Genomic DNA, 16,827 nt, shown 5'->3' with positions numbered 1-16,827 from the left:
TAAACCCTTGTTTTTCAACAAGTTTTAATCAACATCACCGCCGATGGATGTGCATTCTACAGTATTCCTCCCCCAATGCAACCTCTTTTTTCAATATTTTAGTATTTTTTTAAATTATGAGTTTTGAGTGGGCATTTAATAGTCAAATTCACATCATTCAGTATGATATTGATAAAAAATCGAACACTTTAACTTTATTAAAATTAGATTAGAATAGTCACTATTATTTAACTGACTAGAACTATGTTACTAAATGGCTATATTTAAAATCAAAAAAGCCGTATTGATCTCCCTACTGCTTTTGATGTGCAGCTTTAGCCATGCCAATTCCAACCAGAACATTTATCAAATGACTCTATCTATTTTGAGCTATGCCAAAATTTCATCTCCACAACCAGATTTATGTCTAATTGATAACACTGTGGCATTAGCAGAGTTTAATCAAACTATTCAAAAGCAAAATTCAAATATCAAAGCACAAAATATTCATGATTATGAATTAAACAAGACCAATTGTGATGTTATATTTTTCTCTAAATCTTCTCCAACAGTCGAACAAAAACTCATCCGAGAATCACTAAATAAGTCAATTCTCTCATTTTCAACAAATAATGAAGATTGCGAGGTTGGAAGTGTTTTCTGTCTCTATAGCAATAAAGCAGGTATTACAAAATTTAAAGTCAATTTAGACAGTCTTGCAAAAACCAAAATCCACGTTGATCCTCGTGTATTACTTCTTGCACAGAAATGGAGTAATTCAGATGATTGATAAATTTTTTGGATTAACTTCACTCCAATCACTATTTAGAAGATCACAATTTTTAATTTTTGCGATTACTTTTTTGATCTGCACTTTAATTTTTGCAACGATTTCAATTTTTACGGTGAAATCATACGCCAATCAAAACTTAACCTTAGTGAGTCGCACAATTGCGGAACGCATTCAACCTGCTCTTGTTTTCCAAGATAAATACACTTTAGACAATATTTTACACGAGTACACACAACAACATTCAATTCGCCTTATCCAAGTATTGGATAGCAGTAAAGTTAAAATAACTGAAAGCAGTAAACTGATAGATCGCCATTCAGAACTTCAAACTTGGTTTGATGGATTATTTTTTTCTAAGCCGATTCAAATTGAAGTTACTCACAATGGACAATTGGTCGGTGAGCTTCATCTATTCGGCAGTTCTCAAGATATCATTTTATTCATTATCAAGATTTGCTTAGCCTTGATTTTAGGTATGCTTTTTATGATTTTCGCCTTATGGTGGTCGGTTAATGCAACCTATCGTCATATTATGAATTCTATATCACCAATTATTCATACAGCACAATTAGTGAGTCAACAAAAAGCATATAATCTCCGCTTTCCAAAAAATGATATTCAAGAATTTCATCATCTAAACTCAGTATTTAATCAACTATTAGAAGAAATTCAATCTTGGCACAATCAGTTACAGTCTGAAAATACTCAGCTTAATTATCAAGTACAACATGATGAATTAACACAATTACCAAACCGACATTACTTTTATAAAGTTTTGTGTAGCCTTTTCGATCAGCCTGATAAACTTGAAAATACTGTTTTGATTTTTATAGATAACAATAAATTTAAGTCTATTAACGATCAATATGGTCATTTAGTAGGGGATGAAGTGTTGAAAGAAATGGCTAAACGATTAAAACAAAACACTCGTCAAAATGATTTTGTCGCAAGATTAAGCGGTGATGAATTTGCAATTATCCTAAGTCCTGTCAGTCAGGTGGATCACTTAATTTCGATCGCCGAAAATCTTATAAAATGTTCTGATGAGCCCTTAAAATATAACGGACAATCAATTCATTTTAGTTTTAGTCTTGGTATTGCTTTGGCTAAAGAAGCTCATAACCCAGAGGACTTAATTTCTCAAGCAGACCAAGCGATGTACAAAGCGAAGAATCTAAAACATCATTGGCACATATTTCAACAATAGAGTTTTTACTGAGGATTAATACCTATGCTCAATCGTAGTTTCAAACTTTTTATCATGAGCATTCTTTGTATAGGATTAAGCGCATGCTTGGGTATGGGATCTTTAAGCTATAAACAAGTAAAAATGTTAAAACAACAAGGTTTCGTACTCACAGAGGAAGGTTGGAGTTTGGGACTACCCGAACGACTTCTTTTCGATTTCGATCAGGCTGAAATCTCTAAAAAAAATCGTGAACAGATTCAACATCTCGCAGCACAACTACAAAAATACAATTTAAAGAAAGTCCGTATCGTCGGTCATACCGATCTTATTGGCAATCCAGATTATAATTTTAAACTTTCTGAAAGCCGTGCCCGAAGCGTAAGCACTATTTTTATCGAAGAGGGTTTTAACCCTACTCATATCCAAACTATTGGTCGCGGTTCCACCCAACCTATTAATACTGCAAATACTGACGCTGCCCATGCAGAAAATAGACGCGTTGCTGTTATTATCGTGCCTTAAACATTCAACAAAAAAAGATCCTGATAGGATCTTTTTTTAACAGCAAAAATCAGACATAAAAAAACCGCTTAACGCGGTATATTTTATCTGACCATTTATAATGAAATAAATGGTCGGAGCAGTAGGATTCGAACCTACGACCCCCTGGTCCCAAACCAGGTGCACTACCAGGCTGTGCTATACTCCGATTACATCGGTTTGTGTTGGGGTGAATGACGGGATTCGAACCCGCGACAACCGGAATCACAATCCGGGGCTCTACCAACTGAGCTACATCCACCATCACAAAATTTGGTTCTATAAAATCAAGCGACCAATGGCGCGCCTGACAGGATTCGAACCTGTGACCATCCGCTTAGAAGGCGGATGCTCTATCCAACTGAGCTACAGGCGCATTACCCATGATTGCGAGATCATTGGAAAACCTTTGCCTTGAAGAATTGGTCGGAGCAGTAGGATTCGAACCTACGACCCCCTGGTCCCAAACCAGGTGCACTACCAGGCTGTGCTATACTCCGATTCATCTCAGCTTTTATACCGTTCAACTTATCGTTTGATGTATCGTTCGGTACGGTGTGCATTCTAGGCGTGACGCTGGATAACGTCAACACCTATCTTCAAAAAAAATCAAAAAAACACTTCAAATGTATATTTATCAAGCATTTTGACTAATATTAACGCTTTAATGACGCACTAAAGTTTAACATTCGATCTAATGGTAATTTAGCGCGCTCTGCTAAAGCGGGATCAACATGCACTTCCTGATCACCATGTCGTAAAACATGCAAAATGCCATCCAATTCATTCATTGCCATCCATGGACAGTGTGCACAAGAACGACAAGTCGCCCCCTCACCTGCCGTAGGAGCCTCAATCAAAGTCTTATTCGGCACCATTTGTTGCATCTTATAAAAAATACCGCGATCGGTCGCAACAATCATTGTTTCATGCGGTAGTTCTTTTGCAGCTTTAATCAATTGTGAGGTACTTCCTACTGCGTCAGCAACATCAATTACCGATTCTGGTGATTCAGGATGTACTAAAACTGCAGCATCAGGATAGATGGCTTTCATCTGAGCGATGCCACGTGCTCTAAATTCTTCATGTACGATACAAGAACCATCCCAGAGCAACATATCCGCTCCAGTTTTCTTTTGAATGTAACGTCCTAAATGCTGATCAGGTGCCCAAATAATTTTTTCACCTAAACTATCTAAATGCTCAACAATTTCGACAGCACAACTTGATGTTACCACCCAATCTGCACGTGCTTTTACCGCAGCTGAGGTATTTGCATAAACCACAACAGTATGATCAGGATGAGCATCACAGAACTTGGTAAACTCATCTACAGGACAACCTAGATCGAGTGAACAAGTTGCCTCTAAAGTAGGCATTAAAATGGTTTTGTTAGGTGATAAAATTTTAGAAGTTTCACCCATAAACTTCACACCAGCCACAACGAGTGTTGTCGCATCATGATCACGTCCAAAACGTGCCATTTCAAGTGAATCTGAAACACAACCACCAGTAAGCTCCGCAAGCTCCTGTACGACCGGATCACAATAATAATGAGCAACCAATACCGCATTACGCTTTTCCAATTCAGCCTGGATCTCAGCAAATTTTTGCTGCTTTAACTCTGGTGTTAAATCTTGATTGTTAGATTCACCAATCAGGTCTAAATGAGCTTGAACAATTGCTTTCGCATCATTTGCAATTAAATTGGTTGCATCATTCATTATTTGCATCTCTATCCATAGCGCTTATCAATATAAGCAATTACACACCGATTGGATTTGACCAATCATTAAAATTTGATAAATAAAAAGCCTCAACAGGGAGGCTTAATTTATTTAAGAACGATAATCTGCGTTGATCTTGACATAATCATATGACAAATCACAGGTGTAAACCGTATCTTTGGCAGAACCACGGCCCAAATCAACGCGGATAGTAATTTCTGATTGATTCATTACTTTAGCACCAGCCTCTTCTGTGTAATCTGCCGCTGCACCACCATCTTTACAGATCTGGACATCATCTAACCATACTTGGATTTTGTCGACATTTAAATCTGGGACACCAGCATAACCGATTGCAGCCAAGATACGCCCCCAGTTAGGGTCAGAAGCAAAGAACGCTGTTTTTACCAAAGGTGAATGTGCAATGCTGTAAGCGATGTCACAACACTCTTGCGTATTTGCACCACCTTCAACTGAAACAGTTATAAATTTGGTTGCACCTTCACCATCTCGAACGATCAACTGAGCCAAGCGCTTCATGACACGTGTAAGTACATCTAAAACAACAGAGTAACGAGCATCTTCTTTAGATGTAATTTCAGCACCACCTGCTTGACCAGTTGCTGCAAAAATACAAGAGTCGTTAGTAGATGTATCACCATCAATCGTGATGCGATTAAATGATTGTTCAACCGTGGTTTTTAATAGTTTTTGAACCAATTCACGAGCAATAGGCGCGTCTGTCGCTACGAAAGACAACATTGTTGCCATATTAGGACGGATCATTCCTGCACCTTTTGAAATCCCCGTCATTGTATAAACAACCCCGTCAATTTCAAATTGTTCAGAAGCACCCTTAGGTAAAGTATCCGTCGTCATAATACCTGATGCTGCCTGAGGCCATACATCATCTTCAAGACTCTCAAATGCTGGTTTTAACCCAGCAATCAAACGCTCCATGGGTAATTGTTCACCAATTACGCCTGTTGAGAATGGCAAAACCTCGTTCTCATTTACACCAGCAATTTTGGCAAATTCAGCACAAGTGTCCTTTGCATTTTTCATACCTGTAGGACCAGTACCTGCATTCGCATTGCCTGTATTAATTACAAGGTAACGTGGATTTGTTTGAGACAAATGCAGTTTTGAAATATGTACTGGCGCTGCGCAAAAAGCATTTTGGGTAAATACACCTGCAACTTGAGTGCCTTGTGCAAATTCAAATACAACCAAGTCACGTCGATTTGGGTAACGTACATACGCTTCTGCTGAGCCAATTCTTACACCCTTTACCACATGCATTTGTGGCATTGATACGTCACCCACCGCCATTTTTGATTGTCCGAATTAAAAAAAATGATGGCTAAGCTTATTAGAAATTAGAAAAAAAATCGAGTGAATAAGGCATTAGGGTTGATTGAAATGAATGATTTGAAATAAATCTCGATCCCTAAAAACAATAAAGCCAGTCAAAGACTGGCTTTAGTACGAAATTCTAAAATTAATTAGATACAGTTTGTTCTAATAAAGCTTGTTTTGCTTTTTCTTGACTTGAACTTGAAAGAGCTGGATTTGATGCAACAATACGATTTGCTGTAGCTGGTGTTGCTGGTGCTATTGCAGCTGTTTGAAGAATAATTGGTCGACCAGCCGTATTACCAAGTGTATAACGAATACCAGTGCGTGGACTTATCACCGTTGTGGAGTCATTTTTAACTTCAGTTTGTGCTTGAGTAACACCCGCAGCTGCTTGAACTTTCGCTAGAGGTACAGTTTTTGTATCAGTATTGGCAAATGCAAAAGCTGGTAAAGCAAAAACTGCAAATAAAGCCGGTTTTAGTATTTTTTTCATTGTCGCTTCCATATATTCAATCATGCAAAATTAAATAGCATTAACTGAGAAAATTGGCAATGCTTATTCACATGAACTGACCAAGCACTATAATAAAATAAAAAAAGCAGAACCTAAGTTCTGCTTCATGAAATTTAGATTTTACCGTGACACTGCTTGTATTTTAAACCAGAACCACATGGACAAGGTGCATTACGGCTTTGAGGTGGCGTAATCTCAACTTCATTCTGATCCAATTCTTGAGTATTAACTGTTTGCTCACCTGTTAAACCATCAACTTCAGCATGAGAAAGTGAAAGTTGCATCGCTTCAGCTTGAGCTTGCTGCTGTGCTTCCATTTCTGCCAACTCTTCAGGCGTTGGTAAACGTACTAATGAAAGATCTGTCACAACATCAGACTTAATGACAGCTAACATATTTACAAACAGATTGAATGCTTCTTTCTTATATTCCTGCTCAGGATTCTTTTGCGCATAACCGCGTAAATGAATACCTTGACGTAAATAATCCATCGCTGCTAAATGATCTTTCCAGTGGCGATCTAAAGAACTTAACATAAAGTTTCGTTCTAACACTGCTGCAGATTCAGCACCCATTTGTTCACGACGCGCACGATAGCGTTGTAAAACCTCATCAGTGATACGACGTGCTAATGCTTCTTCATCTAATCGACGATCTTGATCCAACCATTGCTGCACAGGAAGATCAATATTAAAGTCTGAGCGTAATGCAGATTCAAGACCTGGTACATCCCACTGATCATGAATTGATTCAGGTGGGATATACGTTTCAATCACCCCTTTCATCACTTCTTCATGCATTGACTCGATGTATTCTTGCAATGTACTTTCTGCCAGAATTTCATCACGCTGTGAGTATATAATTTTACGTTGTTCGTTATTTACATCATCATACTTCAACAGGTTCTTACGAATATCGAAGTTACGCGCTTCAACTTTACGTTGCGCATTTTCAATCGAACGAGACACCATTTTATGTTCAATGGCTTCATTTTCTTGCAGACCCATTGCACGCATCATTGCGACGACACGATCACCCGCAAAGATACGCATCAAATCATCTTCTAACGATAAGAAGAAACGCGAAACACCTGGATCACCTTGACGACCTGAACGACCACGTAATTGGTTATCAATACGACGAGATTCATGACGTTCAGAACCAATAATATGTAAACCACCAGAATTCAGCACCAGTTGGTTATTTTGTTCCCATTCTGCTTTTAAACGTGCTTCATCTTCAGGAGTTGGATTTTCAATTTTCGCCAGTTTCGCTTTCCAGTTACCACCGAGCAAGATATCCGTACCACGCCCTGCCATGTTGGTCGCAATAGTCACGGCACGTGGAGAGCCGGCTTGTGCAATAATATCCGCTTCACGCTCATGCTGTTTGGCATTCAGTACTTCGTGTGCGATACCCGCTTCTTTCAGTTTATCCGATAAGATTTCAGAAGCTTCAATTGTTGCCGTACCAATCAAAATCGGTGCAACACCAGCTTCATGAATTTTCTTAATTTCTTCAATAATCGCATTGTATTTACCATTACGATTCAAATAAATTAAGTCATTCAGATCTTTACGAATCATTGGACGATGGGTTGGAATCAACACCACATCTAAGCCATAAATTTCTTTCATTTCAGCAGCTTCAGTATCTGCTGTACCTGTCATACCTGAAAGTTTACGGTATAAACGGAAATAGTTTTGGAATGTGGTCGTTGCAAGCGTTTGGTTTTCAGGTTGAATTTCTAAACCTTCTTTCGCTTCTACCGCTTGATGTAAACCTTCAGACCAACGACGACCAGGCATCGTACGACCTGTATTTTCGTCGACAATAATCACTTCACCGTCATGGACAATATAATGCACGTTACGTTGATACAAGTAATGTGCGCGAATAGAAGCTGTCACATGATGAACAAGATTTAAGTTGGCTGCAGAATATAGACTCTCACCTTCTGCCAATAATCCCATCGCAATAAGTTCACTTTCAATGGCTTCAAAACCAGCTTCTGTGATTTCGACTGAACGTTGCTTTTCATCGATCCAGAAGTGCCCACCATCTGCAACTTTTTCTTCTTTTTGAGCATGTAACTTTGGCGGAATCGCATTCATTGCCGCGTACAGTTGTGAGGAATCTTCGCTTTGACCCGAAATAATAAGTGGAGTACGTGCTTCGTCAATTAAGATTGAGTCAACCTCATCGATAATCGCATAAGCAAGACCACGTTGTTTTTTCTCGGCTAACGAGAACACCATATTGTCACGAAGATAGTCGAAACCAAATTCGTTGTTTGTACCGTAGGTAATGTCTGCTCGATAAGCTTCTGCTTTTTCGACAGGATTCTGCATGGAGTAAATCACCCCAACAGATAATCCCAAAAATTCATAAAGTGGACGGTTTAACTCAGCATCACGTTGCGCCAGATAATCATTGACAGTAATAACGTGAACACCTTGTTCACTAATTGCATTTAAATATACAGCCAAAGTACCCATTAGGGTTTTACCTTCACCTGTACGCATTTCTGCAATTTTACCTTCATGTAGGGTAATACCACCAATCAACTGTACGTCATAATGACGCATACCCATAATACGCTTACCAGCTTCACGACATACTGCGAAAGCTTCTGGTAACAAGCGATCAAGACTTTCGCCGTTTTTATAACGTTGTTTGAATTCTTCTGTTTTTGCAGATAAGTCTGCATCACTTAACACAGATATCGTCGGCTCGAGCGCATTGATCTTCTCGACAATTTTGCGCATACGCTTCAATTCGCGCTCGTTTTTAGTACCGAAGATTCCTCCGATCAGACTTGCCAACATATAGACTCTCTAAAACTTACTTATCAAAATGATTTTTCTCAAACGTTATTATGGTGCTAGAAATTTGAAGTACAAGGGTTTTAAACAAATGCAATCAAAAAATTTCTGGATTATTTTCCATGACGCATGAGCAACGGCGAGTTAATGTAGCAAATTTGATCAGAAATATATATCGTTCAAATTCAAATTTACGAACGTTTATTTGCCTTCAGACATTCAAATAAATCTGTTTTTTTCATAACCAAATAAAAAAACACTATTTTTAATTATAAAGAGTTTCCGCCATATTAATTTCAGCACATTAAGGTTTTGATAAGAATAGAGGTATATATGGCATTACGTTTAGGTGACACCGCTCCAGACTTTGAACAGCAATCAAGTGAAGGAGTAATTAATTTTTATGATTTTCTAGGAGATCATTGGGGAGTTTTATTTTCACACCCTGCCGACTATACTCCCGTATGTACGACGGAATTAGGTTTTACAGCAAAACTAAAAGACGAGTTTGAAAAACGTAATGTTAAAGCGATTGCTCTCTCTGTAGATGATGTTGAATCACATCATGGTTGGATTAAAGATATCAATGAAACTCAGTCTACCACGGTGAACTTCCCAATCATTGCTGATCAGGATCGTAAAGTTTCGACTTTATATGATTTCATCCATCCCAATGCCAACGAGACCCTAACGGTCCGATCTCTTGTGATCATTGATCCAAATAAAAAAGTACGCTTGATTATTACTTATCCAGCGTCAACTGGTCGCAATTTCCATGAAATTTTACGTGTTATAGATTCATTACAGTTAACAGATAACTATAAAGTGGCAACCCCTGCAAACTGGCAACATGGTGAAGATGTTGTGATTGTTCCGTCTATTAAAGACGAAAATGAAATTCAACAACGCTTCCCTAAAGGGTACAAGGCAGTGACACCTTATCTACGTTTAACACCTCAACCTGATCTTGATTAATTTTGACGAACCATCAAGTTTCAGCGTTCAGCCTATCCTCAGATAGGCTTTTTTTGATTATGGCTTATAATCTTTAACATATTGATTTAAAAAGGATTCAAATTATAGTTTGAATCCTTTTTTCTAAAACAAAGCAAGAAACTATTGACGCTTATCCAGTGGTACCCAATCAATCACCCATGCTGATTTCATATTTAAACTTGCATCACTGTTAATTTTCTTACGTAACGCATCTGCCGAATCACGATCTTTAGATGGACCAACCATAATTCGAATACCTTTCGACGTTGGACTCTTCGTTACCTTATATCCTTTGGCACGAAGCTTAGCCGCAAGCGCATCTGCATTCGCCTCATTCGCAGCCAATGCCACTTGAACCATCCATTGACGATCTCCATTTTCCAGCAGATCACGAGCTTTTTCTGCCTCAGCTTTTTTCTTCGCTTCTTCAGCAGCTTTGCGTTTTTTCTCTTCTGCAGCTTTTTTATCAGCTTCAGCTTTCTTCTTCGCTTCTTCTGCTTTACGTTTTTCCTCAGCAGCTTTTTGCTCTGCTGCTTTCTTTTCAGCTGCACGTTTTTCTGCTTCGGCTTTACGCTTTTGTTCTTCTGAGAATTTCGCCTGTTGTTCTTTTTGCTCAGCTAAACGCTTCTGTTCAGCTATGCGTTTTTCTTCAGCCAAACGCTTTTTCTTTTCAGCTTCATCCTCAACCAATTCAGGAGGAATATTGTCTGAACTTTGCTGAGCAGCGTTTCGACGAGCATTCATTGCAGCATATTCTTCAGCAGCGCGACGTGCGGCTTCAGCTTCGGCCTCTTGTTGCATTCTTAAATATTCAGCAGCACGCGCCTCTTGCTCTGCCACAGCTTTCTCACGAGCACGTCGTTGCTCTTCAAGTAAACGCTTTTCAGTTTCCACATCAACTGTGAGAGGTTGAAGTTGTACTGCTTCAGGTTCATTCTTTTTTTGTTGAACAGCTTCAACCGGTTGTTCAACATTATTTTGGTGGATCTCTTCTTTGCCTTTTAGAAGTAATGCTGCCAATAAAACACCACCACCCAATAAAACAACACCACCCATCCAGCGTTGTTTGTTATTCATTGACATTCTCTAAATACTCCCAGACCGCTTCTAAGGTATGAAACGAACCACACACCAAAATCAGCTGATTATTTTTTGTTTCTTCAAGTGCTGATTTAAATGCGACCTGTACATTTGAATACTGTTGTACTGTCTCACCTTGAAGCGCTGACTTTAATTGTTTTAATGGTGCTGCACGAGGCACATCCATCGGCGCAATTTTCCACATAAATACCGTGTTTTTCAATAAATTAACGACTGAATCTATATCTTTATCCGCTAACATCGAAAACACAGCGATAACTTCTGTGTACTGTTTATTGTATTCTAAATAATTTCGCAATTGCTTTAACAAAAATTCTACACCATGCGGATTATGTCCCGCATCGAAAATCACTGTTTTTCCTGCGATTTCCCTTATTTCAAATCGACCTGGTAAATGTGCTTGAATAATGCCCTGCTCTAGTGCAGTTTGAGAAATTTTCAATCCACTGACCAATAATGCAGCTACGGCAGTAGAAACATTATCTAGGGCCAACTGACCACATGGTAATTTTAAGGTCAGTGCTGAACTTGAAAATGTCCAAGTTTTACCATCACCATTTGCTTGATAAAAATAATCCTGATTTAGACATGACAGCGTCGCATTACATGCAATGACTTTATCCTGAATTGATGTTGGAAGTATTTGTTGCCCACCAAAAATGACTGGAATATCTGGACGAATAATACCCGCTTTCTCAAAAGCAATTTTTTCAATGGTGTCACCCAGCCAATCTGTGTGATCCAATCCAATATTGGTAATGACCGCAACATTTGGATTAACGACATTCACAACATCCAAACGTCCCCCAAGTCCAACTTCCAATACCCAAACATCACATTTCTGTTGTTTGAAGATGACAAAAGCTGCAAGGGTTGTTGCTTCAAAAAAAGATAAACTTAAATCACATTCACGTCGTGCTTGATCAACTTGAACAAATGCTTCGATCAGAAGCTCATCTGAAACTTCCTGACCTGCGAGTTTTACACGCTCATTGAAACGATAGATATGCGGAGATTGATACAAACCGACTTGATATCCTTGAGCATTCAGAATAGAAGCTAAGGTTGTGGTTGTTGAACCCTTACCATTCGTACCAGCGACAGTAATGACTTTCGCTTGCGGGTGTGTAACGCCCAATTTTTCAGCCACAGGAATGACGCGTTCAAGCCCTAAATCAATTCCTGTAACGTGAACATGGCTCCAATAATCGAGCCATGTTTGTAAATTATCTGTACTGAGTGGAGCAGTGAGGTTCAAGGCAAATTCATCAATTTCGCTACGATACGATAAACTGTATCACGTAATGCGTGACGATGAACAATTTGATCGACTACACCATGATCAAGCAAGAATTCAGCACGTTGAAACGGCTCTTCTAACTTTTCGCGTACAGTCTGTTCAATGACACGTTTACCAGCGAAACCAATCATTGCTTTAGGCTCAGCAATATGCACATCACCCAACATGGCTAAAGATGCGGTCACACCACCATATACTGGATGAGTTAATACAACAATGTACGGAATACGAGCATCTTTCATTTTTTGAATCGCAGCTGACGTACGTGCCATTTGCATTAAAGATAACATTCCTTCTTGCATACGAGCACCACCAGAGGCAGCAAAACAAATCATTGGCTGTTTGGTTTCAATCGCACGCTCTGCTGCTTGTACAAATCGATCACCAACTACAGTTCCCATCGAACCGCCCATGAAATCAAATTCAAATGCACAAGCGATTAATGATAAACCTTTGATTTGTCCTTCCATCACCACGAGTGCTTCAGTTTCGCCAGTTTTCTCTTGTGCTTCTTTCATACGCACAGGATAAGCTTTACTATCCACAAACTTGAGTGGGTCTTTTGCAACAAACTCTTGACCTAATTCTTTTGCGGTTTGATCAAAGAACCAATTTAAGCGGTCACGTGCTTTCATTTTTAAATGCTCATCACATTGAGGACAAACATAAGCATTGAAAGACATCGCCGTACGAGTCACCAGAGCATGACATTCTGGACATTCAATCGTAGGCTCAGTAAACGTCGCTTTTAACGATTGCTGTTGATCAGGGATTTGAATACCTGGTACTGAACGATCTGTCCAAGGTGTTGCAGGTGCTAAAGTTTTCCCTGATTTAACTTCTTGATTCATACTAACTCATCGAGCGCTGCTCGAAGCTCCTTGACTTTATTGACCGCCTGTTCAACTGCTTGATCAGGAGTTGTCTGTGCAAATGGTTTAACAAAAGCACTACCAACAATGACCGCATCCGCTGCGCTTCCGATTGCTTTTGCAGAGGCTGCATCACTAATACCAAAACCTACACCAACAGGTACATCCGTCATCGACTTGATTTTTTCGATGCGTTGAGCAGCTTCATTCACATCTAAAGTCGCTGCACCTGTTACACCCTTCAAAGACACGTAATAAATAAAACCACTCGCTTGATTAGCGACATGTTGAATACGTTGATCTGTAGATGTTGGCGCCAACAAGAAGATCTGATCCATATCAAACTTTTTCAAGACAACATCGAGCGCTTGTGCTTCTTCAGGTGGTAAGTCCACCAACAGAATACCGTCCACACCACAGTCATGAGCAGTTGATACAAATTTTTCATATCCAATGACTTCTACAGGATTCAAATAACCCATCAACACCACTGGTGTATCTGTGTCTTTTTCACGGAATTGCTTGACCATTTCCAATGCATCCAATGTATTTGTACCGGCTGCCAATGCACGCTCAGCCGCAAGTGCAATCACTGGACCATCGGCCATTGGATCTGAAAATGGTAAGCCAAGTTCAATTACATCCACACCTGCTTCCACCATTTGATGTAACAAAGGAACCGTTACGTGTGGATGAGGGTCACCTGCCATGACATAAGAAACTAGAGCCTTACGCTGTTGAGATTTAAGCTGTGCAAATCGTGTGGCTAAACGTGACATAGGGATGTACTTTCCTTGAATTGTATAGAATTGAGGAGTTGGTTTTGTAAAATACAAGACGGCCCATTGTAACGCTATTTTTTACTCATTGAACAGAGTGTGATGAAAAGCACCAAACACTCTTTTCAGTTAAGTATTCCAAGTGCATATTTATCAATGTTTTGATTTTTTTAACAATGATCAAAAAGCTCGATTTTTTCTGTTTTTTCTAAATCATGAATATTTATATGAACTTATGTTTATTGATTAAAAATGTTTAAAAACAAATAGCTTAGCACTTACATTTTAACTTTTCTGAATTAGCCAAAGCTGTTCTATACTATACATGCTTACTCTTTTATTTCTTATGTTATGACCACAATCTCCCCAGGCAAAGCTTCTTCGCGAGCGCTTGCCCTTCTACCGCTTATTGTGTTTTTAGCCATTTTTTTGGGCAGCGGTATTTATCACACTCTGATTGGCACTGAGTTTGCCTTCTACCAAATTAAAGCACCCATTGCTGCTATCCCTGCCCTCATTCTTGCGGTATTACTTTATCGTGGCAAATTAAATACAGGTATAGATGAGTTTCTCCGTGGGGCAAGCCATCCTAATCTTATTTTAATGTTTATGGTCTTTATGCTGGCAGGTGCTTTTGCCAGTATTAGTAGTGCCATTGGTAGTGTTGATGCAACAGTACAATTAGGTTTATCTCTCATTCCTTCGGCTTTTGTCCTGCCAATGCTCTTTGTTATTTCAGCGTTTATTGCTACTGCGATGGGCACCTCGATGGGTACTATCGCTGCTTGTGCGCCGATCGCATTTGGCTTCACTCAAGTCACCGATATAAATCCTGTTGTTGCGATTGGTGCTGTGGTTGGAGGAGCCATGTTTGGTGATAACTTGTCAATGATTTCAGATACCACTATCGCCGCAACTCGTAGTCAACGTGTAGAACTAAAAGATAAATTTAAAGTCAATGTATGGATTGCAGTACCAGCAGCACTTTTCACGATTTTGATTTATTTTGTGATGAGTCGTGATACGCAACAAGTTTCTTTCAATGACTATAATTTTTGGCTGATTTTGCCTTATTTAGCTGTATTTGCTTTGGCTTTTACCCGATTACATGTGTTGGCTGTACTTATGCTGGGCATTGTTATGTCTGGACTCGTCGGTCTGATTCAAGCCCCCGACTTTAACCTACTTAAATTAAATATTGCGATTTACGATGGCTTTTTGGGCATGTTTGAAGTCGCATTGCTTTCAATGTTACTCGGTGGTATTTCTGCCCTTATGCGAAAAGAAGGTGGCTTAGAGTGGCTAATACAACGCATTTATCAACTTACGCGTTTATTCAAAGTGGGAACGCAAAGAGCTGGTGAAATCGGAATCTGCCTTCTGGTAATCTTGTCTAATTTCTTTGTGGCAAATAATACGGTTGCCATTATTCTATCTGGCGATATGGCACGTGAAGTTGCTAAAGAATATGGTGTTGACCCAAAACGCTCGGCTGCTTTGTTGGATATTTTTTCTTGTGTTGTTCAAGGCTTAATTCCGTTTGGCGCACAATTATTATTGGCATGTTCAATTGCAAAATTATCGCCAATGGAAATGATCCAAAACGTTTATTACTGCTGGATCTTAGCGGTGATTGCTATACTCTCCATTGCTTTTAGATATCCCAAAATACAGATGAATCAATTTTAGACTGGCATAAAAGTGAAGTCTTTAAAGGTAAGCTACATGCTTACCTTTTTTATTTCCATAATCTAACTTAGATTATGGTGGTGAGTTGGTCGTTGTTTAAGTTGTTTTTTAAACTGCAACAGCGTTATTCCATTATACATTTTAAATGCTCTAGCAAGCGCAGACTGATCTGAGTAACCGAGTTGCACTGCGATATCCGTTAACTCTAGCCCCTGATTTAATAGGCGCTCACATTGTGACATCCGCTCTTGCTCAAGTATGCGTTTAAATGATGTTCCGCGATCTTTTAATTGTCGTTGCAAAGTCCTCACCGACAAACATAATTCTGTCGCAATATCTTCAATCTTTGGCGCTTCGTGACGAATACGCAAATACTCAGCAATAATTAAGTGGAGTTGCCGATCAAGACTCGATTGCACGGGTTTTGATGCAATCGCCTCTTCCGCTTGTTGAACCAACAATTGCATAAGTGAAGGATCTGCTTGTTGGGGTTTTAGCTGCAACCCCTGAGTGCGAATTTGAAACTGATATTCAACTTGGCTGAACTCTACCTGACAACCATAGAACTTTTGATATTCATACAATGGTGCGATAGCTTCATGCGCCATGATCACTTTATACAGTGGAAAGGTATCATGCACTAATATTTGCTTTGCCAATGAAACCATCATGGCATTCGTCAGCTCATTGATAAAATTATAGTCATCACAAATAAACGGCCAGCTTAAAATCAGTATTTCACCGTTCTGGTGAATCTGCATGGGTGTAATCTCTTCACCATCAATCACCAAGCGGCTAAATCTTAAAATATAGTTCAGTGCTTCCGCCACCGTCTCACTTCGTGTCGCCATATATCCAAGCACACCAAAATGCTCAGGTTTCACATATTGAGCCATTTCAAAAATATAATTGGCGCGATTCAAATAAACCTGCGTGAGAGAGTTAAGTTTTAAGAAAAAAGAATATGATGATTGCATGGCAATCGGTGCTGCCAAAATTTTATTCAGCGTATCAACATCCTGATTTAACGCAGTCTTTATCTCTTTATCGAGCTGTTTCACTTGAATAAATGTTTGCCATAAATGGAAATATCCATTGGGTATTTGAATATCTTTCACGATGCACTATTCCTTTAGGCAAAATTGACTTTATTCATTTTCATTT

At 39.1% G+C, this 16,827-nt stretch carries 14 protein-coding genes and 4 tRNA genes; 5 read left to right on the top strand and 13 right to left on the bottom strand.

What is annotated here, in order from left to right; translation table 11 throughout:
• The first annotated feature begins 253 nt into the window (after nucleotides 1–253).
• The 3 genes from yfiR to yfiB are packed head-to-tail and all read left to right on the top strand — an operon-like array spanning nucleotide 254 to nucleotide 2,483.
• Nucleotides 254–769, top strand: a complete 516-nt coding sequence (gene yfiR, locus AC1M89_RS13565; RefSeq protein ID WP_481592344.1) for a regulatory sequestration protein YfiR — start codon at nucleotides 254–256, stop codon at nucleotides 767–769.
• Nucleotides 762–1,979, top strand: a complete 1,218-nt coding sequence (gene dgcN, locus AC1M89_RS13560; protein ID WP_481596631.1) for a diguanylate cyclase DgcN/YfiN — start codon at nucleotides 762–764, stop codon at nucleotides 1,977–1,979. Before yfiR ends, dgcN begins: the two co-directional genes overlap by 8 nt.
• 24 nt (nucleotides 1,980–2,003) lie before the next feature.
• Entirely contained in the window at nucleotides 2,004–2,483 is a 480-nt protein-coding gene (gene yfiB / locus AC1M89_RS13555) for an outer membrane lipoprotein YfiB (protein WP_481592342.1), read from the top strand.
• A gap of 110 nt (nucleotides 2,484–2,593) precedes the next feature.
• On the opposite strand, the gene AC1M89_RS13550 is transcribed toward yfiB, so the two are convergent.
• The 8 genes from AC1M89_RS13550 to secA form a co-directional block, all read right to left on the bottom strand.
• Nucleotides 2,594–2,670: transfer RNA gene (locus AC1M89_RS13550), tRNA-Pro, on the bottom strand.
• 17 nt (nucleotides 2,671–2,687) lie between these two features.
• Nucleotides 2,688–2,763: transfer RNA gene (locus AC1M89_RS13545), tRNA-His, on the bottom strand.
• A gap of 37 nt (nucleotides 2,764–2,800) precedes the next feature.
• A tRNA-Arg gene (locus tag AC1M89_RS13540) sits at nucleotides 2,801–2,877 on the bottom strand.
• Nucleotides 2,878–2,924: 47 nt separating this feature from the next.
• Nucleotides 2,925–3,001 (bottom strand) — tRNA-Pro (locus tag AC1M89_RS13535).
• A 156-nt stretch (nucleotides 3,002–3,157) separates the two neighbouring features.
• A complete protein-coding gene (gene nadA / locus AC1M89_RS13530) occupies nucleotides 3,158–4,225 on the bottom strand; it encodes a quinolinate synthase NadA (RefSeq protein WP_481590904.1) in 1,068 nt (355 codons plus the stop codon).
• A 114-nt stretch (nucleotides 4,226–4,339) separates the two neighbouring features.
• Entirely contained in the window at nucleotides 4,340–5,560 is a 1,221-nt protein-coding gene (gene argJ / locus AC1M89_RS13525; protein WP_481592341.1) for a bifunctional glutamate N-acetyltransferase/amino-acid acetyltransferase ArgJ, read from the bottom strand.
• A 169-nt stretch (nucleotides 5,561–5,729) separates the two neighbouring features.
• Nucleotides 5,730–6,080, bottom strand: a complete 351-nt coding sequence (locus tag AC1M89_RS13520) for a hypothetical protein (RefSeq protein WP_092768561.1) — start codon at nucleotides 6,078–6,080, stop codon at nucleotides 5,730–5,732.
• A gap of 134 nt (nucleotides 6,081–6,214) precedes the next feature.
• Nucleotides 6,215–8,929: a preprotein translocase subunit SecA gene (gene secA / locus AC1M89_RS13515; RefSeq protein ID WP_035267914.1), complete on the bottom strand. Its 2,715-nt coding sequence runs from the start codon at nucleotides 8,927–8,929 to the stop codon at nucleotides 6,215–6,217.
• A gap of 330 nt (nucleotides 8,930–9,259) precedes the next feature.
• Here secA and AC1M89_RS13510 point away from each other — a divergent pair, with 330 nt between their 5' ends.
• Nucleotides 9,260–9,901, top strand: coding sequence for a peroxiredoxin (locus AC1M89_RS13510; protein ID WP_481592340.1), 642 nt, complete (start codon nucleotides 9,260–9,262; stop codon nucleotides 9,899–9,901).
• A 141-nt stretch (nucleotides 9,902–10,042) separates the two neighbouring features.
• Here the strand turns inward: AC1M89_RS13510 and AC1M89_RS13505 are convergent, their stop codons facing one another.
• From AC1M89_RS13505 to trpA, 4 genes are read right to left on the bottom strand one after another with little or no spacing between them, the layout of a single operon-like run.
• Entirely contained in the window at nucleotides 10,043–11,005 is a 963-nt protein-coding gene (locus AC1M89_RS13505; protein WP_481592339.1) for an SPOR domain-containing protein, read from the bottom strand.
• Nucleotides 10,992–12,281 (bottom strand): bifunctional tetrahydrofolate synthase/dihydrofolate synthase, encoded by a 1,290-nt coding sequence (gene folC / locus AC1M89_RS13500; protein WP_481592338.1) that lies wholly within the window; start codon nucleotides 12,279–12,281, stop codon nucleotides 10,992–10,994. Before folC ends, AC1M89_RS13505 begins: the two co-directional genes overlap by 14 nt.
• A complete protein-coding gene (accD, locus tag AC1M89_RS13495) occupies nucleotides 12,278–13,174 on the bottom strand; it encodes an acetyl-CoA carboxylase, carboxyltransferase subunit beta (protein ID WP_035267924.1) in 897 nt (298 codons plus the stop codon). Before accD ends, folC begins: the two co-directional genes overlap by 4 nt.
• Nucleotides 13,171–13,974: a tryptophan synthase subunit alpha gene (gene trpA, locus AC1M89_RS13490; RefSeq protein WP_035267926.1), complete on the bottom strand. Its 804-nt coding sequence runs from the start codon at nucleotides 13,972–13,974 to the stop codon at nucleotides 13,171–13,173. Before trpA ends, accD begins: the two co-directional genes overlap by 4 nt.
• A gap of 351 nt (nucleotides 13,975–14,325) precedes the next feature.
• Here trpA and AC1M89_RS13485 point away from each other — a divergent pair, with 351 nt between their 5' ends.
• Nucleotides 14,326–15,663 carry a Na+/H+ antiporter NhaC family protein gene (locus AC1M89_RS13485; protein ID WP_481592336.1) on the top strand — a complete coding sequence of 446 codons (1,338 nt, stop codon included), beginning with the start codon at nucleotides 14,326–14,328 and terminating at the stop codon, nucleotides 15,661–15,663.
• A gap of 62 nt (nucleotides 15,664–15,725) precedes the next feature.
• On the opposite strand, the gene AC1M89_RS13480 is transcribed toward AC1M89_RS13485, so the two are convergent.
• Nucleotides 15,726–16,781, bottom strand: coding sequence for an AraC family transcriptional regulator (locus AC1M89_RS13480; protein ID WP_481590896.1), 1,056 nt, complete (start codon nucleotides 16,779–16,781; stop codon nucleotides 15,726–15,728).
• Nucleotides 16,782–16,827 lie beyond the last annotated feature (46 nt).

Source organism: Acinetobacter sp. ANC_7635 (genome assembly GCF_056779945.1).
Note: the sequence above shows the minus strand (reverse complement) of the source record. Positions and strands in the feature narration are given on the sequence as shown.